Annotated in this window: 28 protein-coding genes and 1 tRNA gene; 11 read left to right on the top strand and 18 right to left on the bottom strand. The window is 70.5% G+C overall.

Annotated elements, in window-relative coordinates; genetic code table 11:
* The first annotated feature begins 20 nt into the window (after window positions 1–20).
* Window positions 21–773: an alpha/beta hydrolase gene (locus BCF44_RS30165; RefSeq protein ID WP_116177813.1), complete on the top strand. Its 753-nt coding sequence runs from the start codon at window positions 21–23 to the stop codon at window positions 771–773.
* Here the strand turns inward: BCF44_RS30165 and BCF44_RS30160 are convergent.
* The 4 genes from BCF44_RS30160 to BCF44_RS30145 all read right to left on the bottom strand — a co-directional run bounded on the left by BCF44_RS30160 (window position 763) and on the right by BCF44_RS30145 (window position 2,918).
* The gene (locus tag BCF44_RS30160; RefSeq protein ID WP_116177812.1) at window positions 763–1,095 is read right to left on the bottom strand and encodes a hypothetical protein; all 333 of its coding nucleotides are present in this window, start codon (window positions 1,093–1,095) and stop codon (window positions 763–765) included. The two genes, BCF44_RS30165 and BCF44_RS30160, sit on opposite strands and share 11 nt — an antisense overlap.
* 383 nt (window positions 1,096–1,478) lie before the next feature.
* A complete protein-coding gene (locus BCF44_RS57870; protein WP_342775661.1) occupies window positions 1,479–1,802 on the bottom strand; it encodes a HoxN/HupN/NixA family nickel/cobalt transporter in 324 nt (107 codons plus the stop codon).
* A gap of 221 nt (window positions 1,803–2,023) precedes the next feature.
* Window positions 2,024–2,149, bottom strand: a complete 126-nt coding sequence (locus BCF44_RS58640) for a hypothetical protein (protein ID WP_281283155.1) — start codon at window positions 2,147–2,149, stop codon at window positions 2,024–2,026.
* 178 nt (window positions 2,150–2,327) lie between these two features.
* Window positions 2,328–2,918, bottom strand: a complete 591-nt coding sequence (locus BCF44_RS30145) for a M15 family metallopeptidase (RefSeq protein WP_116177811.1) — start codon at window positions 2,916–2,918, stop codon at window positions 2,328–2,330.
* Between the two features lie 132 nt (window positions 2,919–3,050).
* Between BCF44_RS30145 and BCF44_RS30140 the strand changes: the two genes are divergently transcribed.
* On the top strand, window positions 3,051–4,145 hold the full coding sequence (locus BCF44_RS30140; RefSeq protein WP_116177810.1) for a sensor histidine kinase: 1,095 nt from the start codon (window positions 3,051–3,053) through the stop codon (window positions 4,143–4,145).
* Here BCF44_RS30140 and vanX read toward each other — a convergent pair.
* The 8 genes from vanX to BCF44_RS30100 form a co-directional block, all read right to left on the bottom strand.
* Window positions 4,121–4,729: a D-Ala-D-Ala dipeptidase VanX gene (vanX, locus tag BCF44_RS30135; RefSeq protein WP_116177809.1), complete on the bottom strand. Its 609-nt coding sequence runs from the start codon at window positions 4,727–4,729 to the stop codon at window positions 4,121–4,123. The genes BCF44_RS30140 and vanX overlap by 25 nt on opposite strands.
* The gene (gene vanA / locus BCF44_RS30130) at window positions 4,726–5,766 is read right to left on the bottom strand and encodes a D-alanine--(R)-lactate ligase (RefSeq protein WP_116177808.1); all 1,041 of its coding nucleotides are present in this window, start codon (window positions 5,764–5,766) and stop codon (window positions 4,726–4,728) included. The genes vanX and vanA overlap by 4 nt, the downstream gene beginning before the upstream one ends.
* Window positions 5,759–6,664 carry an NAD(P)-dependent oxidoreductase gene (locus tag BCF44_RS30125; RefSeq protein WP_246015795.1) on the bottom strand — a complete coding sequence of 302 codons (906 nt, stop codon included), beginning with the start codon at window positions 6,662–6,664 and terminating at the stop codon, window positions 5,759–5,761. Before BCF44_RS30125 ends, vanA begins: the two co-directional genes overlap by 8 nt.
* Before the next feature lie 403 nt (window positions 6,665–7,067).
* Window positions 7,068–7,140 (bottom strand) — tRNA-Ala (locus BCF44_RS30120).
* 76 nt (window positions 7,141–7,216) lie between these two features.
* The gene (gene sepX, locus BCF44_RS30115; RefSeq protein WP_116178082.1) at window positions 7,217–7,999 is read right to left on the bottom strand and encodes a divisome protein SepX/GlpR; all 783 of its coding nucleotides are present in this window, start codon (window positions 7,997–7,999) and stop codon (window positions 7,217–7,219) included.
* Window positions 8,000–8,144: 145 nt separating this feature from the next.
* Window positions 8,145–8,813, bottom strand: coding sequence for a GNAT family N-acetyltransferase (locus BCF44_RS30110; protein WP_211353290.1), 669 nt, complete (start codon window positions 8,811–8,813; stop codon window positions 8,145–8,147).
* The gene (glp, locus tag BCF44_RS30105) at window positions 8,806–10,029 is read right to left on the bottom strand and encodes a molybdotransferase-like divisome protein Glp (protein WP_116177806.1); all 1,224 of its coding nucleotides are present in this window, start codon (window positions 10,027–10,029) and stop codon (window positions 8,806–8,808) included. Before glp ends, BCF44_RS30110 begins: the two co-directional genes overlap by 8 nt.
* Before the next feature lie 11 nt (window positions 10,030–10,040).
* Complete coding sequence (locus BCF44_RS30100; protein ID WP_116177805.1) at window positions 10,041–10,931, bottom strand: UTP--glucose-1-phosphate uridylyltransferase; 891 nt, start codon at window positions 10,929–10,931, stop codon at window positions 10,041–10,043.
* 38 nt (window positions 10,932–10,969) lie between these two features.
* On the opposite strand from BCF44_RS30100, the gene BCF44_RS30095 reads away from it, so the two are divergent.
* The 4 genes from BCF44_RS30095 to mscL all read left to right on the top strand — a co-directional run bounded on the left by BCF44_RS30095 (window position 10,970) and on the right by mscL (window position 13,073).
* Entirely contained in the window at window positions 10,970–11,545 is a 576-nt protein-coding gene (locus BCF44_RS30095) for a 5-formyltetrahydrofolate cyclo-ligase (protein WP_116177804.1), read from the top strand.
* A gap of 100 nt (window positions 11,546–11,645) precedes the next feature.
* The gene (locus BCF44_RS30090; protein ID WP_116177803.1) at window positions 11,646–11,966 is read left to right on the top strand and encodes an FmdB family zinc ribbon protein; all 321 of its coding nucleotides are present in this window, start codon (window positions 11,646–11,648) and stop codon (window positions 11,964–11,966) included.
* A gap of 83 nt (window positions 11,967–12,049) precedes the next feature.
* The gene (locus BCF44_RS30085; RefSeq protein WP_116177802.1) at window positions 12,050–12,664 is read left to right on the top strand and encodes an SAF domain-containing protein; all 615 of its coding nucleotides are present in this window, start codon (window positions 12,050–12,052) and stop codon (window positions 12,662–12,664) included.
* Between the two features lie 25 nt (window positions 12,665–12,689).
* Window positions 12,690–13,073: a large conductance mechanosensitive channel protein MscL gene (mscL, locus tag BCF44_RS30080; RefSeq protein ID WP_116177801.1), complete on the top strand. Its 384-nt coding sequence runs from the start codon at window positions 12,690–12,692 to the stop codon at window positions 13,071–13,073.
* Here mscL and BCF44_RS30075 read toward each other — a convergent pair.
* The gene (locus tag BCF44_RS30075; RefSeq protein ID WP_116177800.1) at window positions 13,070–13,249 is read right to left on the bottom strand and encodes a hypothetical protein; all 180 of its coding nucleotides are present in this window, start codon (window positions 13,247–13,249) and stop codon (window positions 13,070–13,072) included. The genes mscL and BCF44_RS30075 overlap by 4 nt on opposite strands.
* A 46-nt stretch (window positions 13,250–13,295) precedes the next feature.
* Between BCF44_RS30075 and BCF44_RS55775 the strand changes: the two genes are divergently transcribed.
* Window positions 13,296–13,577 (top strand): Rv0909 family putative TA system antitoxin, encoded by a 282-nt coding sequence (locus tag BCF44_RS55775; protein ID WP_170217831.1) that lies wholly within the window; start codon window positions 13,296–13,298, stop codon window positions 13,575–13,577.
* Between the two features lie 54 nt (window positions 13,578–13,631).
* On the opposite strand, the gene BCF44_RS30070 is transcribed toward BCF44_RS55775, so the two are convergent.
* Window positions 13,632–14,132 carry a MogA/MoaB family molybdenum cofactor biosynthesis protein gene (locus BCF44_RS30070; protein WP_116177799.1) on the bottom strand — a complete coding sequence of 167 codons (501 nt, stop codon included), beginning with the start codon at window positions 14,130–14,132 and terminating at the stop codon, window positions 13,632–13,634.
* A 94-nt stretch (window positions 14,133–14,226) separates the two neighbouring features.
* On the opposite strand from BCF44_RS30070, the gene BCF44_RS30065 reads away from it, so the two are divergent.
* Window positions 14,227–15,288, top strand: coding sequence for an NAD-dependent epimerase/dehydratase family protein (locus tag BCF44_RS30065; RefSeq protein ID WP_116177798.1), 1,062 nt, complete (start codon window positions 14,227–14,229; stop codon window positions 15,286–15,288).
* 46 nt (window positions 15,289–15,334) lie between these two features.
* Here the strand turns inward: BCF44_RS30065 and BCF44_RS30060 are convergent, their stop codons facing one another.
* The 4 genes from BCF44_RS30060 to BCF44_RS30045 are packed head-to-tail and all read right to left on the bottom strand — an operon-like array spanning window position 15,335 to window position 19,035.
* Window positions 15,335–16,081, bottom strand: coding sequence for a class I SAM-dependent methyltransferase (locus BCF44_RS30060; protein WP_116177797.1), 747 nt, complete (start codon window positions 16,079–16,081; stop codon window positions 15,335–15,337).
* 10 nt (window positions 16,082–16,091) lie between these two features.
* Window positions 16,092–17,099 (bottom strand): sensor histidine kinase, encoded by a 1,008-nt coding sequence (locus BCF44_RS30055; RefSeq protein WP_116177796.1) that lies wholly within the window; start codon window positions 17,097–17,099, stop codon window positions 16,092–16,094.
* Window positions 17,100–17,102: 3 nt separating this feature from the next.
* On the bottom strand, window positions 17,103–17,792 hold the full coding sequence (locus BCF44_RS30050; RefSeq protein WP_116177795.1) for a response regulator transcription factor: 690 nt from the start codon (window positions 17,790–17,792) through the stop codon (window positions 17,103–17,105).
* A 4-nt stretch (window positions 17,793–17,796) separates the two neighbouring features.
* Complete coding sequence (locus BCF44_RS30045) at window positions 17,797–19,035, bottom strand: hypothetical protein (RefSeq protein WP_246015737.1); 1,239 nt, start codon at window positions 19,033–19,035, stop codon at window positions 17,797–17,799.
* 132 nt (window positions 19,036–19,167) lie between these two features.
* On the opposite strand from BCF44_RS30045, the gene BCF44_RS30040 reads away from it, so the two are divergent.
* From BCF44_RS30040 to BCF44_RS30030, 3 genes are read left to right on the top strand one after another with little or no spacing between them, the layout of a single operon-like run.
* On the top strand, window positions 19,168–19,818 hold the full coding sequence (locus BCF44_RS30040; protein ID WP_116177794.1) for a glycosyltransferase family 2 protein: 651 nt from the start codon (window positions 19,168–19,170) through the stop codon (window positions 19,816–19,818).
* Window positions 19,815–20,486, top strand: a complete 672-nt coding sequence (locus BCF44_RS30035; RefSeq protein WP_116177793.1) for a TIGR04282 family arsenosugar biosynthesis glycosyltransferase — start codon at window positions 19,815–19,817, stop codon at window positions 20,484–20,486. The genes BCF44_RS30040 and BCF44_RS30035 overlap by 4 nt, the downstream gene beginning before the upstream one ends.
* Window positions 20,483–21,103: a methyltransferase domain-containing protein gene (locus tag BCF44_RS30030; protein WP_246015735.1), complete on the top strand. Its 621-nt coding sequence runs from the start codon at window positions 20,483–20,485 to the stop codon at window positions 21,101–21,103. The genes BCF44_RS30035 and BCF44_RS30030 overlap by 4 nt, the downstream gene beginning before the upstream one ends.
* Window positions 21,104–21,131 lie beyond the last annotated feature (28 nt).

Genomic DNA, 21,131 nt, shown 5'->3' with positions numbered 1-21,131 from the left:
CGCCGTGGGACCATCGGTGGATGGGGAGCTTTCAGTCGCTCGACGGTCTCCGGCTGGCCGGGACCCTGACGGTGCCGTCGACGGGCGACGCGGCCAGAGCCGTGGTGCTGGCCCACAGCGAGGGTCTGGACCGGGACGAGAACGGGTTGTTCCCGCTGCTGGCCGACGCGCTGGCCGCCGAGGGTGCGGCGACGCTGCGTTTCGATCACCGTGGGCACGGCGAGAGCGACGGCGCCCAGGAGACGCGGACGTTCACCGAGCACCTCAACGACATCCGCGCGGCGCTCGCGTTCGTCCGCACCGAGACGGGCGCCCGCCGAGTGTCCCTCGTGGGGAACCGGTTCAGCGGCGGGCTGGCCGCGTTCTACGCCGCGCGGCGGCCGACGGAGTTGGACCGTCTCGCGCTGCTCACACCGCAGTTGAACTTCAAGGGTGACTACATCGACCAGAACCCCAACTGGTCGCACGGCCGGTTGGCCACGCCACAACTGGCGGAGGTCGGCTACCTGGAGCACGGTCCCGGCGTCAGGCACGGGCGGGCGTTCCTGAACGAGGCGTTCTGGGTGCGGCCCAGCTTCGTGTTCGGCGAGATCCTGCCGCCGACCCTGATCGTGCACGGGACGAAGGACACCCGGGTGCCGGTCGAGTCGTCGCGGGCCGCGGCGCGGCGGCTCAAGATCGACGACGTGCTGGTGGAGATCGACGGCACCTGCGAGGAGAACGAGGAATTCGTGGTGGAGAGGGTGGTGGAGTGGATCACCTTCAGCGAGTGAACGGGACCAGCGCGCGTGGCACGAATCCGGGCCGGGCGTGCTTGCCCCGGCGGGACCGCAGGGCGAGCTGGTTGATCACCTCGACGGTGCGGCGAACGGTCTGCCGGCGGTCCAGGCCCTCGGGTCTGGGTCTGACCAGGCCCCACAGCGCGGCGCCGGCCACGGCCAGCAGGTAGACCGCCGATGCGACGGTGATCAGCACCGCGATGGCGACCGCGGTCAGCAGGAAGAACACGATCATGAATGGCAGCAGGACGGGGTTGAGCGAGCGGTCGCGGCGGATGTGGACGGAGTCTGCGTGCTGATCGGCACCCGGCTTCATGATTGCTCCCGACGTGGCGAATTGAATTCGGATCTTGTTGGAGCAAATTGCAAGTAGTTTACCCGAAAACCATCCGCTTTTCACCGGGCAACGTTCCGTGTTCGGTCATGCCACCACTATCGACCTAGGAACACGGACCGCAACGGGTCTCGCGCCGGTCGCCCGAAACCGTCCACACCGGACCGTTGATCATTCAACGAGCATCGGCCCAGCTCATCGCGACGCGGCCCCGCCGCGGACCGCCGACGGGGCCGCGCAACATCACCCGATCGGCGTAATCAAAGTTGATGACGCCGACCGCCCGAGGATCCATCCCGCACCCCTGCGGCGAGAAAGCCGACACGCCCGGGACGGAACGCGTCGACTGTCGATCTCGGACGGCGTCAGTCCGCGCCGGCGCACCGCTGCTCGATCCGGCCGAACCGCCAGATCCCCAGCGCGACCGGCCAGGTCAGCGCGAACAACCCGACCACGCCGAATCCGATCCGATTCAGGCCGACCCCCGAAATCCAATCCCACAATCCGCCGACCAGGTGAAATCGGTCGGCGACGATCGACAGCAACTCGATGGCGCCGATGAACAGCGCCACCGCCACCGACAGACCGGTGATGGTGATGTCGTAGTAGGCCTTGCGCACCGGCTTGGCGAACGCCCATTCGTGGGCGAAGTTCATGAAGGCGCCGTCGAGGGTGTCCAGCAGGCTCATCCCGGCCGCGAACAACACCGGCAGCCGAGGGGGCGTGCCAGGGCAGCCCGGCCGCGACGCTGGCGCCGGCCAGGCCCACCAGGTTGACCGCGCCGATCAGGTACATGAAGGCGGCGTGCCGATCAGACGCCGGTCGCGTGCGTGCCGCCGGTGCCGCCCTCGCAGACCAGCACGGAGATCCGGCCCTCGGTGTCGCTCCAGATCTCCGTGCCGGTGGTGGACTAGTGCGCCCGCACGTTGTCGAGATTCTCGTGCTGGCAGGCGAACCAGGAGCCCGGCCAGTCGCGGTGGACCTCCTCGGCCTTCTCGATCGCCGCCGCGTAGCCCTTCTCGCGCGGCGTCTGCACGCTCTCGGCGCCGAACGCCGCAGCATCTGCACCGCTCCCGGTTCGTGTTGTCCGGCAACACGATCACGCACTTGTACTGGCAGGCGGCGCACAGCGCGATGGACCGGAGCGCTGCCCCGATCGCCGGCAACCGCGACGCCGTCGATGCCGTTCAATCGCCAATTACTGGCAATAAATCTCATCGCCACATCCGCGGGTCCTGGCTGGGGTCGGCGTACATCGGCGGCCGGCCGTGCACGGCGGCCTCGGGCCGCAGTTCATAGTGCCAAGGCTCGTTGCGGTAGATCTGGCACAACCCGTACTTGACGCCGTGCACGGTCAGCCAGGCCGCGGCGCCGATCGGTCCGATGTCGACGGCCTCCCCCGCGACGTGCGCGGATGTGTCGGGAGTGGCGACCCAGCGGGCCGCCGCGGTTTCCGAGCCGTACTTCATCACCGCCTCACGGCGCAATTGCTCCTGGTACTGCGGGGAACGCCAGCCGCTGTTGACGAAGAACCGGATCCCGTCGGCCGCGGCGTCGGTCGCGGCTCGGCGCAGGGCGCGCAGCAAAGCGGGATCCAGGTTGGCCACGGCCGGAATCTCGTCGTCGAAAACCGTCACACCGGGCGGGACCGCGCCGTGCGCCTTGCCGAGGACGCGCCGGACGGCCGAGAAGGACCTGGACGCCAGGGACCGGTGACCGAGGGCGCCGACCAGCCTCGTGCCGGCCACGGCCAGGCCGACGAGAACGATCCTGGGCGCCCGGCGAGTTCCTGCGTTGCGGTTCATGCCTTCAGTGAAGGCAGCCTCGTGTTGCCGGCACGTCTGCGGTTTTGGATATGCCGACGAGATACCCCGTCTCGTAGCATCGGGGGCGCATGTGCGCCATGACGGACCGGGCCACCGGGCGAGGGAGGAATCGTGGACAGGGAGCCCGGTTGGAGCGTCCGCCTCAAACTCACCCTCAGCTACGCCGGATTCCTGATGGTTGCCGGCGTATTGCTGCTCGCCACCGGCTGGGTGTTCCTGAGTAGGGTGCCCCATCCCGGTCTGCTCCTCATGCCCGACTACGAGTTGGCCGTGCTGCGTGCTTTCGCGCCGACTGCCGCCGTCGTATTGGCGTTCCTGCTCGTGTTCGGCCTCCTGGGCGGCTGGATTCTCGCCGGCCACATGCTGGCGCCGCTGAGTCGGATCACCGACGCCACCCGCATGGCCGCGCACGGATCGCTCTCGCACCGAATTCGGCTGCCGGGCCGTCAGGACGAGTTCCGCGAACTCGCCGACGCCTTCGACGCCATGCTCGCCCGACTCGAGGCGCATGACGCCGAACAGCAGCGATTCGCCGCCAACGCCTCGCACGAGCTGCGTACGCCGCTGGCGATCATGCAGGCCCTGCTCGATGTCGCCAGCAAGGATCCGCACCGCGACGGCGGCGAGATCGACGAGCGCCTGCGCGCCGTCAACACCCGGGCGATCGAACTCACCGAGGCGCTGCTGCTGCTCAGCCGGGCCGATCGGCGCGCATTCAACCGGGAGCGCATCGATCTTTCCCTCATCGCGGAGGAGGCCGCCGAAACACTGCTCCCCTTCGCGGAGAAGCACGGCGTCACCATCGAGACCGCCGGGGACATCACCCCCACCAACGGCTCACACGCGCTGCTGCTTCAGATGACCACGAATCTCGTGCACAACGCCATCGTCCACAATCTCCCCGAACACGGCACCGTGCAGGTCGGCACCGCCATCGGCGCCGAATCGGTCGTGCTCACCGTCGAGAACACCGGCGAGAAGCTGGCGCCGCACATCGTCTCGACCCTCACCGAGCCTTTCCAGCGCGGCACCGAACGCATTCACGGCGATCATGCCGGTGTCGGTCTCGGCCTGGCCATCGTCAAGAGCATCGCGCACGCACACGATGGCGCCCTCACCCTCACCCCACGGGTCGCCGGCGGGCTCCTCGTCACCGTGCGCCTTCCGGCGGCCCCGCCCGGCTATGCGATGGGAAAGTCGAAATAGGTGTCCGGATAGGGCTCGTCCCGCAGCGTGTAGTGCCACCACTCACCGTCGTACCGGGCGAATCCGCAGTCCTCCATGATGGAGCAGAGGTGGTCGCGATTCCTCGCCTCGACCGCCGTGATCCCAGGTGCCCCGTGATGTGACACCGGATCCATCAGGTCGTGATCGCCGCCCATCGGCGCGAGCTCGCCGGTGTCCAGGTGGTAGAGGGTCAGGTCGACCGTGCTCCCCCGGCTGTGGCCCGACTTCACCGCCACATAGCCCTTTTCGAACATCTCCGGCCGGTCGATGTTCGGGTAGTGCCGCGGCTTGGTCCGGCCGTCCTCGGGCCGCTCCGACCAGCGCCGGAAGCACTCCACCGCGCGTTGCGGGCGGTATCCGTCCCACAGCAGCAGGCCGAACCCGAGGGGTCCGGCCTTCTCCTGCGCGGTTCCCAGGGCCGCGCACAGGGCCCGGGTGCCGACGATTCGATTCGCCACGTACCCGTCCACCGGCTTGCCGGTGAAGTTGTCCCAGGTGGCGTACTTGGCGTCCCAGCGTATTCCGGGCACGACCTCGTCGACGAAGACGAAATCGTCGTTCATCGGACCTTGTCCGCCACCGCCGCCGCGATGATCCGATCGATCACCTCGGCCATCGGCAGCCCGGCCGCCGCCATCATCCGCGGGTAACGGCTGTACGAAGTCAGCCCCGGCAGCGTGTTGACCTCATTGAGCACGACCGTCCCGTCCTCCGTGAGGAACAGGTCCACCCGCGCCAGCCCGCCGCAGCCCAGGGCCCGATAGATGGCCTTGGCCGTCTCCTGAACGCGCGCACGCGCCTCCGGCGAGATGTCGGCGGGCACGATCGGAGTCGAGTTGTCGGACCCCTGTTCGGGGGTGGCCTCCTGGTGGATCCGGAAGAAGCCGTGGGACAGCGCGATGCGGTCCACCTCGCCGGCGAACAGATCCGCGCCGCTGCCCATGATCGCGCAGCCGATCTCGCTGCCGACAACAGCCTCTTCGATCACCACCTTCGAGTCGTACTTCCGCGCCGCGTCCATCGCCACCGACAGTTCGTCAGCCCGGGTCACCTTGCTCACCCCGAACGACGACCCCGACCGCGCCGGCTTCACGAACACGGGGTATTCGAGGCCGTCGGCGTCGACACTCCCACCCGCCGGCACCACCCAGAAGTTCGGCGTCGCAATCCCCGCGCTCCGGACAACCGCGTAGGCAAGCGACTTGTCCATGCACAGCGCGGAACTCTGCACGTCGCACCCGACGTACGGAATTCCCGACAGCTCCAGCAACCCCTGCATGGCGCCGTCCTCACCGAACCGCCCGTGCAGAACGGGAAACACGACGTCCAGCCCGACCGTGTCGTACTTCCCCTCGTCCAACACCAGAAGCCCGCGAGCCCCGCGGTCCGGGGACAACACCACCGGCCGGCTCTCGCCGCTCTCCCACTCCGGACCGGGCCCGTCGCAGAGCTTCCACTCCCCGCCCTTCGTGATCCCGATCCAGAACGCCTCGTACTTCTCGGCATCGAGGTTCCGAGCGACCTCCTGCGCGGACTTGACCGAAATGGGGTGTTCCTCCGAGGAGCCCCCGAACACGATCCCGACCTTCAACCTAGTCATTCCGCTTCCCATCCTCGAAGTTCAGGCAGTTGATGAGACTGTTCTCGACCGTGTCGCTCAACGCGTGGTCCGTGTAATACGCCGAATGCGGGCTCACGATCACGTTGCCCATCCGCTGCAACTGCGCCAACGGCTCATTTCCGACCAGCCGTTCCCGGCTGTCGGCGTAGAAGATTCCCTCTTCCCCCTCAACGACGTCCAACGCCGCCCCACCCAGCCGCCCGCTCTCCAGCGCCACCAACAACGCGCGAGTATCCACCAGCGACCCGCGCCCCGTATTCACAATGACCGCCCCACGCTTCATCCCCGCAATGCGCTCACGATCGACGAGATGAAACGTCTCCACCGTCAGCGGCGTATGAAGCGAAACAATGTCACTCTCCCGAAACAGCTCGTCCAACGCCACATACTCAATCCCACCCCGCGGCTCACTGTCATGGGCCACGACGCGGCACCCAAACCCTCGCAGTCGATCCACCACCGCCGCGCCAATGCGCCCGGTCCCGACCACCCCCACCGTGAGATCCCTCAACTCCCGGCCACGAACCTCCCCCAACCGGTAGTCGAAGACATCAGCCCGCCGCATGACCGACTTCACATGCCGAACCGCCATCAGCATCAACATCACCGTGTAGTCCGCCACGCTGTCCGGCGAATAACTGACGGTCCCCACCTCGAGCCCAATACTCTCCGCATACTTCACATCGATGTGGTTGCACCCCACGCTCCGAGTCGAGACGTACTCCACCCCCACCCGACTCAGAGCGAGCAACGTGGAATTGGCAACCCGAGTCTTGTGCCCGACGCTGACGCACCGATTCCCGTACGCCAGCTCGACGTTCCCCTCGGCCACCGCCGCCTCGACAATGACCGGCTCGACCCCGAACCTCGGCGCCATCGCCCGGAACACCGCCGCCTCGTCCTGGCCGCACCCGTAAACCGTGATGCCCGTTTTCGCAACGGCCGAGAACGACGAGGCCGCCAGCAATCGGGTCCCGCCATCCGCCGCCCGCGCCGGCTCGCTGTAGGACATGCCCCCAGTCAAGGCACCTGGATGTTGCCACCCCGTATGCGCTTTTCCATACGCCCCCGATAACTACCGTCAGTAACTTCCAGCGCCGGGGGACGCTCACCCGGCTCGGACAGACGTCTTGGGACCAGAGCCCCGCCTTGCCCTAAACGGGACCACGCCGGGTCAGATACCAACCGCACCGTGGGGCCTGGGGGCTCGGCCCCCAGATACAAAAAAAGCGAGAGCTGTGTCCGCGCTTTCCAGCGGACACAGCTCTCGCACTCTCGCGTGGAGCTGAGGGGAATCGAACCCCTGACCTTCTCGATGCGAACGAGACGCGCTACCAACTGTGCTACAGCCCCGTCGTACTTCGGCTCTCGCTTCGGTACGTCAAGAACTATAGCAGGGGCCGCGGGGTGGTTTTGCCACCCCCCTGGTTCAGCCGGCGACGCGCCGGTAGCCGCGACGGTGGGGCAGGTCGAGGTCCTCGAAGGCGGGGTCCTCGTCGTCGATGTCGACGACGGTGGTGCCGTTGAGGGCGGGCCGGGGCCGGTACGGGGCGCGGGCGGGGGTGGAGCGGGGCGCGTCCTCGTATTCGGACAGCTCGGGTTCGACGGGCGGCGCGACGGGCTCGGCGACGGGCTCGGGCTCGTGGTGCTCGACGGGCGCGTAGTCGGTCTCGTCGTAGTCGGTCTCGACGAACTCGTCGGCCTCTTCGACGCGCGGGCGCATCCGGGCCTGTCGGCGTTCGCGCACGTCGGTCTCGATGCGGACCTGCCGGCGCAGGTAGCCGAGGTAGCCGACGAGCAGGAGGTCGACGCCGCCGTGGCCCCACCACACGATGGGCATGACGAAGGCGGCGACGCCGGCGCTGGCCGCGGCCAGCACGAGGAGCACCAGCACCATGCGCTGCCGGAAGGCGTACTTGGCGCGGGCGGAGGCCGCCGCCGCTTCGGGGTCATAGCCGCCGCGTCCGGGCCTGTAGCGCCGGGGCGGGTCCTGGTAGTCGCGGTAGTCGTCGTCCGTGATCGCTGTCTCGGACTCGTCGACGGTCATGTCGAACTCCTCCTCAACATCCTCGGGACCACCGTCGTGGACCACCCGGGCGGCCAACGCGGAGTCGGCGGTCTTGGCCACCTCCTGGCGCTTGCGCGCGATCATCGGGACCAGGACGACGAGCCATGCCACAACCAGGGCGACGATGATCAATGAGCTGGGCACGTTCGTCACCTCCCCCGTCAGTTCGATGGGCGTGCGCTGACCGCAGACGCCACGTTAGTCACAACAGTCACACGTGTCTCCGAGGCGCGCCGGGGATACACCGTTCCGCAAGTGTGGCGAAAAGCGCACCAACGGGTGAACTCGGTTACGAGTGATGGGCGCGTCCGGCCGCGACCAAACGGCCTACCAGGCCGTCCCCGGCCTCCTCGGCGGTCATGGCGAAGCAGATGTGGTCCCGCCAGCCGCCGGCCACGTCCAGATAGCGCCGGAACAGGCCTTCCTCGCGGAACCCGAGCTTGGTCAGCACCCGGATGCTCGGCGCGTTCTCGGGCCGCACGGTGGCCTCGATACGGTGCAGCCCGGCCTGCCGGAACCCGTGGTCGACGACGAGCGCGGTCGCCGCGGTGGCCACCCCGCCACCGGTGACCTCGCTGTCCACCCAGTAGCCGACCCACGCCGAGCGCAGCGACCCGCGCAGCACGTTGCCGATGGTGATCTGGCCGGCGAGCACCCCGTCGACCATGATCATGAACGGCAGGGTCTGCCCGCGCCGGGCCAGGCTGCGCAGCGCCGACCACTGGCTGGGCCAGGCCAGCACGCCGTTGCGCTCCTCCCAGCTGCCGGGCGCGCTGGGCTCCCAGTTCTCCAGGTGCGAGCGCTCCCGGATCCGGATCCGGGACCAGGCGCCGCCGTCGAACAGCCGCGGCGGCCGCAGCTCGACCACACCGGCGGGCACGGTCAGCGGACCGAGCCGAACCGGCCATCCGGGATGCCGACCGCCGCCGAACTCGGCGATCTCCACGGGCTCACCCACGCTGGGCGAGGAAGCACACCTGGATCTCCTCCCCGACGCTGACGTCGGTGACGTCCTCGTCGACCACGGCCAGGCAGTTGGCCTCCGCGAGCGACGCCAGCAGGTGCGAGCCGGACGTGCCGAGCGGTTGCAGCAGGAAGTCGTCGTTGCCGCTGTCGCGCAGCAGCTGGCCGCGCAGGAAGCCGCGGCGGCCCTTGGTGGAGGTCAGCGGCGAGAGCAGGCGCGCGGTGACCATCCGCCGATACGGGTTGGCCTTGCCCAGGGCGGTCCGGATCAGCGGCCGGACGAACACCTCGAACACCACCAGCGCGCTCATCGGATTGCTGGGCAGCAGGAAGGTGGGCACGGCGTCCGGCCCGAGCCGGCCGAAGCCCTGCGCGGAGCCGGGGTGCATGGCGACCCGGGTGGTGTCCAGCTCGCCGAGGTCGGCCAGCGCGGCCCGCACCTCGTCGCCGCCGGTGCCGCCGACCCCGCCGGCCACCACCACGATCTCGGACAGCAGCAGGCGGCCCTCCACGACCTCCCGCAGCCGCCGCGGGTCGCCGGGCACGATGCCGACCCGGGACACCTCCGCCCCGGCGTCGCGCGCGGCGGCCGCCAGGGCGTACGAGTTGACGTCGTAGACCTGGCCGGGACCGGGCGTGCGGTCGATGTCGACCAGCTCGTCGCCGACGCAGATGATCGACACCCGCGGCTTGGGGTGCACCAGCACCTTGTCCCGGCCCACGGCGGCCAGCAGGCCCACCTGGGCCGAGCCGATCACGGTGCCGCCGCGCACGGCGACGTCGCCGGTCTGCACGTCCTCGCCGGTGCGCCGGACGAACGCCGCCGACGGCACCGACATCGTCACGGTCACCTTGGCCGGATGGCTGTCGGTGTAACCGAGCGGCACCACGGCGTCGGCCAGCGTCGGCAGCGGCGCGCCGGTGTACACCCGGACCGCCTGCCCGGGCTGGAGCCGGCGGGGCTGCCGGGAGCCGGCCGGGATCTCCCCGACCACCGGCAGCGCGACCGGGCTGTCGGTGGCCGGCTGCACGTCGACGCTGCGCACCGCGTAGCCGTCGACGGCGGCCTGGTCGAAGCCGGGCAGGGCGCGTTCGGCCACGACCTCCTCGGCGCACAGCAGGCCCTGCGCCTCGGAGATCGCCACCCGAACGGGCGAGGGCCGCACGGCGGCCCCGAGTACCCGGGTGAGCTGCTCGTCTACTGACCTCATCGTGGTTCCGCTCAAGCCTTCCCGATTCGACCCTCCAGCCAGCTGCGCAGGTCAGCGCCATACTCCGGGTGGTCGAGGGCGAAGTCCACCGCGGCACGCAGGAAACCACCCGGGTTTCCCAGGTCGTGCCGGCCGCCGCGGTGGACCACGACGTGCACGGGGTGACCTTCGTTGATCAGCATCGCGATCGCGTCGGTGATCTGCAACTCGCCGCCGGCCCCCGGGGTGATGCGCTTGATGGCGTCGAAGATCGCCCGGTCGAGCAGGTAGCGGCCGGCCGCGGCGAAGGTCGACGGGGCGTCCTCGGCCTTCGGCTTCTCCACCATCCCGACGACCTGCTTGACGTCGTCGTCGCCGGTGTCGCGCACGTCGAACACGCCGTACGCGGAGATCTCCTCGCGCGGGATGTCGAACGCGCACAGCACGGTGCCGCCCAGCCGGGACCGCACTTCCGCCATCTTCGACAGCACTCCGGTGGGCAGCACGAGGTCGTCCGGCAGCAGCACGGCCACGGCGTCGTCGGAGCCGTCCAGGTTGCCCTCGGCGCACCCGATCGCGTGACCGAGGCCGAGCGGCTTGTCCTGGATCGCCGTCTCCACGGACAGCAGCTTGGTGGCCCGCTGGACCTTGGCCAGCAGCTCGGTCTTGCCGCGGGCGGCGAGGGTCTCCTCCAGCTCGGGCTGCGCCCGGAAGTAGTTGGCGACCGCGTCCTTGCCCGGCGAGGTGACGATGACGAGCTTGGTGGCGCCCGCCTGGGCGGCCTCGGTGGCCACCAGCTCGATGCCGGGCGTGTCGACGACGGGCAGCAGTTCCTTGGGGACGGCCTTGGTCGTCGGCAGGAAGCGGGTGCCCAGGCCGGCAGCGGGCACGATGGCCGTGTGGAAGGCGCTTGGCGAGCTCATGAACGAGAAGACTATCCGTCACTCTGCGAGGTGGGGTCGTGACACCGACCGACCGTGACCCGGACAAGACCGACTGGCGGAAACGCCTGGTCAAGGCCCGTGCGGAGTTGTCAAGCGAGGTTCGGGCGGCGGAGGCGCAAGCGCTTGCTGACGCCGTCGGCGCGGTGGGCTGGCCGGCGGCGACGGTCTGCGCCTACGTGCCGGTCGGCACCGAGCCGGGCTCGGTGGCGCTGCTGGAGGCGCTGCGGGCCGCCGGCCGGCGGGTGCTGCTGCCGATCGTCACCGGCAAGGAGCCGCTGGACTGGGGCGTGTACTTCGGCCCCGACCACCTGGTGCCCGGTCCGTACGGGCTGCGTGAGCCGTCGGGGCTGCGGCTGGGGCCGGGGGCGGTGCGCAACGTCGACGCGGTGCTGATCCCGGCGCTGGCGGTGGACCGGCGGGGCGTGCGGCTCGGGCGCGGCGCCGGCCACTACGACCGGTCGCTGACCGGCGTGACGGCCCCGCGCATCGCGGTGGTGCGGACGGAGGAGTTCGTCGAGCGGCTGCCGGCGGAGCCCCACGACGTGCTGATGACCGCCGTACTCACCCCATCGGGTGGTTTTGTTCGACTGTGACGATTCCCCTTGCTGTTTGCATGGTCACGCCGTCGTGGCGCATCATCGTCTTGGCACTCTGAGCCTTCGAGTGCCAAGACCGACCGCTCGCGGAGGAACCGTGCCGACCTACCAGTACGCGTGCACCGCATGTGGACACCGCTTCGAGGCGGTTCAGTCCTTCAGCGACAGCGCGCTGACCGAGTGCCCCGAATGCGCCGGCAAGCTGCGCAAGCTCTTCGGGTCCGTGGGCGTGGTGTTCAAGGGCAGCGGCTTCTACCGGACCGACAGCCGCAACGGCTCCACCGCCTCGTCGCCGGCCGCGAGCAGCGGCTCGGAGACCAAGAGCGAGACCAAGACGGAGTCGAAGCCGGCGGAGTCCAAGCCCGCGGCGAAGGCGGAGAGTACCTCCTCGACGCCGGCCAAGGCCGCCGCGAACTGAAGTTGTCCACAGGGAACACCGGTTGTCCACAGGTCGTGGACAACCGGTGTTCTCGCTGTTGAGGGAGCCCTAGCGTCGATCGCATGGGCACCACCCGACTCCGCCGCCTGCTGACCCTGTCCGGCTGGGCGCGCACGATCCTGCTCCGCCGCACGGCCGCCGCGCTGCTGGCCGTGCTCGCCGTCGTGCTGGCCGCGGCGTCGCTGCTGCACGATCGCGAGCACGCCGCCTCGGTGCTGGTCGCCGCCCGGGACGTGCCGGCGGGAACCACCCTCACCGGCGACGACGTGCGAATACGCGCCCTGCCGGCGGCGTATGCGCCGGCAGGGTCCCTGCACGACGCCGGCGCGGCCGTCGGTCGAGTGCTGGCCGGGTCGGCCCGCGCGGGCGAGCCGATCACCGACGTGCGGCTGGTCGGCCGCGAGAACACGCTGCTGGCCGGCGGCGATCCGAACGCTGAGGCGGTGCCGGTGCGACTCACCGACGCGGCCGTGGCCGACCTGCTCAGAGCCGGCAGCCATGTCGACGTGGTCGGCGATCCCGCGGTGCTGGCGAATGACGCCATTGTGATTACGGTGCGGCCGAGCGAGGGTATGTCGGCGAAAGGCCGACTGGTGGTCGTGGCGCTGCCCCGGCAGGCCGCGGCGAAGGTGGCGGCGGCGTCATTGACGCAACCGGTCACCGTTACTCTGCGCTGATCGTTCGCCCCTCTGAGGAGTCGTAATGCTGAAGGGTTTCCGGGACTTCCTGTTCCGCGGCAACATCGTCGACCTGGCCGTCGCCGTGGTCATCGGCACGGCGTTCACCGCGCTGGTCACCGCGCTGGGCAACGCCTTCATCAACCCGCTGGTGAAGGCCATCACCGGCGGGGAGATCGGCGGCCAGTTCACCGTGGCCGGCGTGACCTTCGACTACGGCCTGTTCATCACGGCGGTGATCAACTTCGTCATCATCGCCGCGGTGGTCTACTTCCTGATCGTCGTGCCGGTCCAGCGCATCACCAACCGGTTCAAGAAGCAGGAGGAGGAGAAGCCGTCCGCGCCGACGGACATCGAGCTGCTCACCGAGATCCGCGACCTGCTGCGGTCCCAGCAGGGCCAGCGCTAGCGGTCCTCGTGGTGGGGCGGGCGGTTCTCCTCGTACCAGCTGTCGGCGTCCCGGCCGCGGCGGTCCGGGTCCCGCTCGTCCGAGGTGGTCTCGGGCAGCACCTCGCCGAAGACCTCATCCAGGCGCCGGGTGGGTTTGGGCTGTTCGCGTGGCTCGGTCACCCACCCATCGTCCATCATTGACCTCAGAGGCTTGTCAGCGAGCACGAGACGGGGGCACCCAGTGAGCTTCTTCGATCGGGCCAAGGAAGTGGCCAACGACCTGGCCGAGAAGGCCGCGCCGCTGCGCGACAAGGCCGCCGAGGCGGTCAGCGACCTCGCCGAGAAGGCGGAGCCGCTGCGCGAGAAGGCGCAGCCCTACCTGGAGCAGGCCGGCGAGGCGATCAACAAGGGCGCCGACGCCGCCCAGGCCAAGATGGACGAGCTGACCGGCGGCAAGTTCAGCGAGGGCGTGCGCACGGTCGGCGAGAAGGTCGGCGAGCTGTTCAACCACGACAAGAAGTGAGCGGACACGGTTCGGGCCCCCGCCGCGGTGGCGGGGGCCCGAACCGGACCGTGATCAGACGTCGTCGAGGCTGGACAGCTGCTCGATGACGTGCGGCACCAGGGCGGACAGCGTGGCCATGCCGTCGCGGACGGCGCCGCGCGAGCCGGCCAGGTTGACCACCAGCGTGCTGCCCGAGACGCCGACCAGGCCGCGGGAGATGCCCGCGTCCACGGCGCCGGCGGCCAGGCCGGAGGAGCGGAGCGCCTCGGCGATGCCGGGGATCGGCCGGTCCAGCACGCCCTGGGTGGCGTCGGGCGTCTGGTCGCGCGGCGACACGCCGGTGCCGCCGACGGTGACGACCAGGTCGACGCCGCCGATGACGGCGGTGTTCAGCGCGTTGCGGATGCCCACCACGTCCCCGGACACCGCGACGACCCCGTCGACGATGAAGCCGGTCTCCTCCAACAGTTCGGTCACCAACGGCCCCGTGGTGTCCTCGTGCTCGCCGTGCACCACCGAGTCGTTGACGATCACGACGAGGGCACGGCCGAGACGCTGCGCACTGCGTTCCATGGCACCAACCTAGCGGTCGCGCGGATCTGACGGTTCCGTGACGTGCCACCTCGCGGACGACCACGACGGTGGCGTTGCCCATAACGTCGGGGACGTGCGAGTCCTCATCACCGGCGGGGCCGGTTTCATCGGTTCCCACGTCGCCGACGAACTGACCGATCGCGGGCACGACGTGGTGCTGCTCGACGCCCTGCTGCCGAAGGCGCACGGTGGCGCGGAGCCGCCGGCGTGGACGCAGCGGCATCAGATCGTGCTCGGGGACGTGCGCAACGGCGAACTGCTGGACCGCCTGCTCACGGGCGTCGATGTCGTGTGCCATCAGGCGGCCGTCGTCGGCCACGGCGTCGACCCGTCGGACGCCCCGGAGTACGCCTCCCACAACGACTACGGCACCGCCGTGCTGCTCGCGGCGATGCACCGTGCGGGCCTGGGCCGGCTCGTGCTGGCGTCCTCGATGGTGGTGTACGGCGAGGGCCGCTACTTCTGCCACGCGCACGGCGTCGTGCGGCCGCTGCCGCGGCGACAGTCCGATGTGGATGCCGGCCGGTACGACCCACGGTGCCCGCGCTGCGGCGCGGAACTGGCGTGGCGGAAGGTGCCGGAGGATGCGCCGCTCGAGCCGCGCAGCACGTACGCGGCGACCAAGCTCGCCCAGGAGCATCTGGCGGCGGCGTGGGCCCGGCAGACCGGCGGCTCCGTGTGGGCGCTGCGGTACCACAACGTCTACGGGCCACGGATGCCGCGCGACACCCCTTACGCCGGCGTCGCGTCGCTGTTCCGGTCCGCGCTGCGCAACGGGCAGGCGCCGACCGTACTGGAGGACGGCCAACAGATGCGGGACTTCGTCCACGTCACTGACGTCGCCCTGGTCAACGCCCTCGCGGTGGAGCAGCCGACGGCCGACGGCGTGCTGGAGCCGATCAACGTCTGCTCCGGCGACCCGCACACCGTCGGCGAGCTAGCCACCGAGCTGTCCGCCGCGTGCGACGGACCCTCGCCGCGGGTCGTCGGCGGTGCGCGGCCGGCGGACGTCCGGCACGTCGTCGCCGATCCGTCGAAGGCGGCCGACCTCCTCGGCTTCACCGCGCAGGTGCCCTTCTCCGCCGGCGTGGCCGACTTCGCCACCGCACCCCTGCGTGACCCCGTATGGCACTAACCCCCGCGAGTCGCGCTCTCAGGCACACCGAGTGTGGGTCCCAGGACTACAAGCGGCGGGACAGCGCGAGGATCGTCGACCGGCGCACCCGCAGCGCGCCGCCGAGGCCCTCGATCGCCGCGTGCAGCTCCGTCAACAGCGGCCCGAGGCGGTCGCCAAGCCGCAGGTGATCGCTCGTGGTCGCGACCGTGGCGACCCAGTCGTCGGCGGTGCGCACGGTCTCCGACCTGTACATGTGCGTCTGGACCGGGGCGAAATTGCCGCTCTGCCCGAACGGTTCCCCGTCAGCGGTCCGCACGAGGCGGATCAGGGCCCCATCGCCCGGCTCCCACACCCGCGGGATCTCCGGGGCGTGCCGGCGGTAGAGGGCGTCGAAGGTCTCGATCACGTCCGGGTCCACGGTGTGGGCGTTCCAGAACCGCGCGACCATCCCGCCCGGACGCAGCAGTTCCGCCGAACGGGTCACACCGCCGACGGGATCGACCCAGTGCCAGGAGTCGGCGAAGGTGAGCAGGTCGAAGCGGCGACCGCCGTCGTCCCAGCTCTCGAAGGCGCCGATCTCGACCGGGACGCCGTGGCTCCTGGCGACCGCGGCCATGCGCTCGTCGGGTTCGAGGCCGAGGACGGTGAGACCGCGCTCGATCAGCGCGACCGCCGCCTTGCCGGTGCCGCAGCCGACGTCGAGAGTCGAGCCGCCGAGACGTTCGAGGTCGTCGACCAGGTCCTCGGGCGGCGCCGGACGGCGGCGGTCGTACTCGTCGGCGATGAGCCCGAAAGGCAGTGGTTCCCCCATGCCTTCCACGTTAGACCGCGATCGGCAGCCTGACCTCGAACCGGCAGCCGGGGCCGTGGTTGCGGGCAGCGATCTCGCCCTGATGGGCCTCGACGAGCCCGCGGGCGATGGCCAGGCCGAGGCCGGCGCCGCCGTCGCCGGACGGGGTGCGGGCGGCGCTGCCGCGGAAGGCGACGTCGAAGACGCGGTCGAGCTCGTTGTCGGGGATGCCGCCGCAGGCGTCGTCGACGCTGACCACTGCTTGGTCCTTCTCGGCGTCGACGTGCACGGCGACGGTGCCGTCGGCGGGCGTGTGCCGGATGGCGTTGGAGAGCAGGTTGCGGATCACGCGCGCCAGCTCGGGGTCGCTGCCGAGCACGACGGGCCACTCCTCGGCGTTGGCCTCCAGGCGCACGCCCTTGCTCGCGGCGACTGGCCCCTCGGCGGCGACGGCCTCGCTGATCACGTCGCGCAGCGGCACCGCGGACATGGTGAGCCGCAGCGCACCGGCGGTGATCTTGGAGAGCTCGAACAGGTCGTCGACCATGCCGGACAGGCGCTGGGTCTCGGCGCTGATCCGTGACGCGTATCCGGCGACGTCCTCCGGTGCGGAGACGACGCCGTCGGACAGGGCCTCGGCCATGGCGCGGATGCCGGCGAGCGGGGTGCGCAGGTCGTGGCTGATCCACGCGACCAGCTCCCGCCGCGACGCCTCGGCGGCGCGCTCCCGCACCCGCGCGGCGCGTTCCCACACGGTCCGTTTGGCGATGCCCCGGCCCAGCAGCAGCGCGGCCGGCACGGTGACCAGCGCGATCCACAGGTAGACCAGCAGGGTGGTGTTGAGCATCGGCGTGAACATGAAGCCGCTGACGCCGATCACGCCGCCGGCGGTGGCGACCAGCGGCACCAGCACGAGCACCGTCATGGACGTGGGCAGCGAGCGCTCCCCGAGCCATTGCAGCAGCACCAGGCCCAGCAACGCGATCGGCAGTGTGAAGGCGATCGCGTACGGGGCGATGTGCATGAGCTCGACCAGCATGGGCTACCTCGTTCCGTCGAAGCGGTAGCCGACGCCCCACACCGTGACGATCCGCTTGGGGTTGGCCGGGTCCTCCTCGATCTTCTCCCGCAGCCGTCGCACGTGGACGGTCACAGTGGACTGGTCGCCGAAGTCCCAGCCCCACACCCGCTCCAGCAGCTGCGGACGGCTGAACGCCTCGCCCGGGTTGACCATGAAGAACACCAGCAGGTCGAACTCGCGCGTGGTCAGCGCCAGCGGCGCGCCGTTCAGGCTGGCGCTGCGGGCGACCGTGTCCAGCCGCAGGCCGCCGTCGAGCAGCTCGCCCATCGCCGGCCCGGCGGACACGCCCTTGGCCCGGCGCAGCACCGAGCCGACCCGCAACGCCAGCTCACGCGGGCTGAACGGCTTCGTCACGTAGTCGTCAGCGCCGAGCTGGAGGCCGACCACGCGGTCCTCCTCCTCGCCGAGCGCGGTCAGCATGACGATCGGCACCGAGAGGCGCTGGCGCAGCCGCCGGCACACCTCCAGGCCGTCGATGCCGGGCAGCATCAGGTCCAGCACGACCAGGTCCGGCACCTGCTTCGCGACCAGTTGCAGAGCGCTCTCGCCGTCGCCGGCCACCACCACCTCGTGCCCGTCGCGCTCCAGGTAGCGGCGCACCACGTCGCGCACCGTCTCGTCGTCGTCAACGACCAGGACCCGTCCACTCATGTCTTCACCAGTTCGTCAGCACCAGATGGTTGACCGCCAGCGCGGTCAGCGCCTGCGCCGCCAGCCACCACCGGCGGGTCGACGCCGGCAGCAGCGCCGCCGCGGGCGCCAGCCACACCGTGAACGGTAGCCAGATGCGTTCCACCTCCGCCTTGCTGAGCCCGCTTACGTCGGCCAGCAGGATCGCCAGCACGGCCGCGCCGGTGAGCAGCAGCAGCGGCGACCCCGGCAGCCGGCGCAGGCCGGCGACCGCCGCCGGGCCGGCGGCCAGCACCAGCGCCGCCAGGTCCGCCCACACCCAGTAGGCGTACGGCCGCAGCGCCCCGATGCCCTGGTAGTAGCGCACCACCACGAGGTGGTAGCCGTCCAGCCACCAGAACCCGGCCGCCGCGAATGCGGCCATGACCGCGCCGGCGGCAACGAGTGCGACACCCAGTGCGGCCCAGCGCCGCGTCGCGATCACCGCGCCGAGGGCCACCAGCCCGAACAGCAGCAGCCCGTACGACAGGAACACCGAGTACCCGAGCAGCAGGCCGCCGCCGACCCAGGCGATCCAGTGCCGCTGCACCAGCAGCCCGATCGCCAGCGCCGTGACGCCGGCGTACAGGCCGTCGGCGGACACGCCCACCCACACCGCCCCCGGCAGCAGCACGGAGAACGGCACGACGGCCGCCGCCAGCTCGGTGTGGCCGAGGGACCGGATGGTCCACGGCACCGCGAACGCCGTGAGGCTGCCGACGAGGATCACCGCCACACCGGCCCACGCGCCGCCGCCGAGGCCGATCCGGTCCAGCCAGACGAAGATCAGCAGCGCGCCCGGCGGGTGGCCGGCGACGTGCGTGGTCCACGAGTCGGGCTGGTAGTCGAGGATCCGTCCGCTGAACGACCGGAGCATCGCCCCGATGTCGTGCACACCCGGCACCTCGTGCAGGTATTCGTCCTTTGTCGTCAGCCGGCCGGCGATACCGCGCTGCCAGCCGTCGATCAGCGCCAGCGAGAATGTCCAGGCGACCGCGAGCGGATAGGCGAATCGCAGCGGCGGCCGCCGGATGATCACCGTCAGCGCGACGAGAATCGCCAGCGGCGTGCCGATTCCCACGTGCGGCAGCCAATCCCCGAACAACGGCGGCGCGGACACGAAGATATTGGGCACGACGAGGCCCACCGCCGTGGCGATGCCCACGAGCAGCAGCGAGGCGCCGCCCACGACGAGATCAAGGCGCGTGCCGATGCGTCGAGCCACGCCTGACACGGTAGCGGCCGGAATGGCCGGATCCGTGGTTCGCAAGAACTCCGTAAGACTTTCGGTGTCGTCAGCTTTCGGTAAGCACGGAAAGGGTTCTGCCGATTACGCGACGGCTCTAGCTTCGACTGGGTGGATACCGTCGATGTGGTGTTGCCGTGCCTCGACGAGGCATTGGCGCTGCCGGCCGTGCTCAATGCGCTGCCGCTTGGATATCGCGCGATCGTCGTCGACAACGGGTCGTCGGACGGCTCGCCGGAAGTCGCCGCCGCCCACGGGGCGACGGTCGTGCGGGAGGCCCGGCGCGGCTACGGCGCCGCCGTGCACACCGGTCTGGAACACGCGACCGCCGACATCGTCTGCTTCCTGGACGCCGACGGGTCGCTCGATCCCCGGCAGCTGCCGGCGCTGGTGGAGCGGGTGCTCGCCGGCGCGGACATGGCCGTGGGGCGGCGAATTCCGCAGGGGCGCGGCAGCTGGCCGTGGCATGCCCGGCTGGGCAACAGGATTCTCGCCGGGCTCATGCGCCGGCGCGGCCTGAAGGTTCGGGACATCGCGCCGATGCGGGCCGCTCGTCGGGAGAGCCTGCTGGCCCTGGGGATTCAGGATCGCGCCTTCGGTTATCCGCTCGAACTGCTCATCCGTGCCAACGAGGCGAGGTGGCGGGTCGTCGAGTCGGACGTCACGTACCGGCCGCGCACGGCCGGCACGAAGTCCAAGGTTTCCGGTTCTGTGCGCGGCACCTTGCGGGCCGTGCACGACATGGCGGGGGTGCTCCGATGAACGAACGCGCCTGTGTGCTGGTGGTGGCGAAGGCCCCGGTGCCGGGGCTCGCGAAGACCCGGCTGACGCCGGCCGCGACCCGGGAACAGGCCGCCGAGGTGGCCGCGGCGTCGCTGCTGGACACGCTCGACGCGGTGCTGGCGGTGCCGCGCGTCCGGCGGGTCGTCGCGATGACCGGCGACCTCGATGCCGCCGCCCAGGCCCCTGAACTGCGCCGAATGCTGCGCTGGTTCGACGTGATCCCCCAGCGTGGCGACAACTTCGCCGAACGGCTGGTGAACGCTCACCACGACGTCGCCGACCTGCCGGTGGTCCAGATCGGCATGGACACGCCGCAGGTCACGCCATGGCTGCTCGGCTCGGCGGTCGTCGGCACCCTCGCCGGCGACGCCACGCTCGGGCTCGCCGAGGACGGCGGCTGGTGGGCGCTCGGTCTCAGGGATCCGGTGCACGCCATGGCGCTCAGTGACGTGCCGATGTCGCAGCCAGACACCGGCCGCCGCACCCTGGACGCCTTGCACGACCGGGACCTGCACGTCACACCACTGCCGGTTCTGTCCGATGTGGACACGGTTGTGGACGCCGCGCGAGTGGCGAAGCTGGTGCCGCGCAGTCGGTTCGCGGCCGCGGTGGCTGCGATCAGCACGGCGGGGCAGCCCATCCCGTGACGACGACCGAGTTCGATCCCGGGCTGCTCGGCGAGCACTGTTGGCTGGAGTGCGCGAACGGGGAGCGAGTGATGTTGCCGGTGACCAGGTGGCGCGACGAGTCGGACAGCGCCGACGAGGTGCTGTTGGCCGCGTGCCTCGGGCCGACGCTCGACGTCGGCTGCGGGCCCGGCCGGCTGGTCGAGGCGCTGACCCGCCGCGGCCTGGTCGCGCTGGGCGTGGACATCTCGCCGATCGCCGTCGACCTGACCGTCGCCCGCGGCGCCGCCGCGCTGTGTCGGGACGTGTTCGACCGCATCCCCGGCGAGGGCCGCTGGCGGCACGTCCTGTTGGCCGATGGCAACATCGGCATCGGCGGCGATCCCGTCGCCCTGCTCCACCGGGTCCGCGACCTGCTCCGGCCGGGCGGCAGCGTCCTCACGGAGCTCGACCCGCCCGGCATCGGACTGCGCCGACAGCAAGTCCGACTGTCCAGCGTGGACAATCGCGGCCACTGGTTCGACTGGGCCCGCCTCGGTCCGGACGGCCTCGACCGCACCGCCCAAGCCGCCGGCCTGAAGGTCGGCTGGGTGAACGAGAGGGGCGGTCGGTGGTTCGCCGAACTCCGGAAGTCCTGACCAGGTTGCAGGACAGCGCGAACCGAGC

The organism is Kutzneria buriramensis, assembly GCF_003387475.1.
Classification (GTDB): Bacteria; Actinomycetota; Actinomycetes; order Mycobacteriales; family Pseudonocardiaceae; genus Kutzneria; species Kutzneria buriramensis.
The sequence above is the reverse complement of the archived record's forward strand: the minus strand, read 5'-3'. Positions and strand labels throughout refer to the sequence as shown.

Excerpts from the sequence above, each read along its gene's own strand:
- BCF44_RS30125 (WP_246015795.1), bottom strand. The coding sequence starts at position 6,664 with ATGGCGCCGAGGTTCGGGGTCGAGCCGGTCATTGTCGAGGCGGCGGTG.
- glp (WP_116177806.1), bottom strand. The coding sequence starts at position 10,029 with ATGAGGTCAGTAGACGAGCAGCTCACCCGGGTACTCGGGGCCGCCGTG.
- BCF44_RS30085 (WP_116177802.1), top strand. The coding sequence starts at position 12,050 with ATGGGCACCACCCGACTCCGCCGCCTGCTGACCCTGTCCGGCTGGGCG.
- BCF44_RS57870 (WP_342775661.1), bottom strand. The coding sequence starts at position 1,802 with ATGAGCCTGCTGGACACCCTCGACGGCGCCTTCATGAACTTCGCCCAC.
- BCF44_RS30055 (WP_116177796.1), bottom strand. The coding sequence starts at position 17,099 with ATGCTGGTCGAGCTCATGCACATCGCCCCGTACGCGATCGCCTTCACA.
- BCF44_RS30050 (WP_116177795.1), bottom strand. The coding sequence starts at position 17,792 with ATGAGTGGACGGGTCCTGGTCGTTGACGACGACGAGACGGTGCGCGAC.
- vanX (WP_116177809.1), bottom strand. The coding sequence starts at position 4,729 with ATGAACGACGATTTCGTCTTCGTCGACGAGGTCGTGCCCGGAATACGC.
- BCF44_RS30100 (WP_116177805.1), bottom strand. The coding sequence starts at position 10,931 with ATGAGCTCGCCAAGCGCCTTCCACACGGCCATCGTGCCCGCTGCCGGC.
- mscL (WP_116177801.1), top strand. The coding sequence starts at position 12,690 with ATGCTGAAGGGTTTCCGGGACTTCCTGTTCCGCGGCAACATCGTCGAC.
- BCF44_RS30145 (WP_116177811.1), bottom strand. The coding sequence starts at position 2,918 with ATGAACCGCAACGCAGGAACTCGCCGGGCGCCCAGGATCGTTCTCGTC.
- BCF44_RS30160 (WP_116177812.1), bottom strand. The coding sequence starts at position 1,095 with ATGAAGCCGGGTGCCGATCAGCACGCAGACTCCGTCCACATCCGCCGC.
- BCF44_RS30035 (WP_116177793.1), top strand. The coding sequence starts at position 19,815 with ATGAACGAACGCGCCTGTGTGCTGGTGGTGGCGAAGGCCCCGGTGCCG.
- BCF44_RS30165 (WP_116177813.1), top strand. The coding sequence starts at position 21 with ATGGGGAGCTTTCAGTCGCTCGACGGTCTCCGGCTGGCCGGGACCCTG.
- BCF44_RS30075 (WP_116177800.1), bottom strand. The coding sequence starts at position 13,249 with ATGGACGATGGGTGGGTGACCGAGCCACGCGAACAGCCCAAACCCACC.
- BCF44_RS30070 (WP_116177799.1), bottom strand. The coding sequence starts at position 14,132 with ATGGAACGCAGTGCGCAGCGTCTCGGCCGTGCCCTCGTCGTGATCGTC.
- vanA (WP_116177808.1), bottom strand. The coding sequence starts at position 5,766 with ATGACTAGGTTGAAGGTCGGGATCGTGTTCGGGGGCTCCTCGGAGGAA.
- BCF44_RS30060 (WP_116177797.1), bottom strand. The coding sequence starts at position 16,081 with ATGGGGGAACCACTGCCTTTCGGGCTCATCGCCGACGAGTACGACCGC.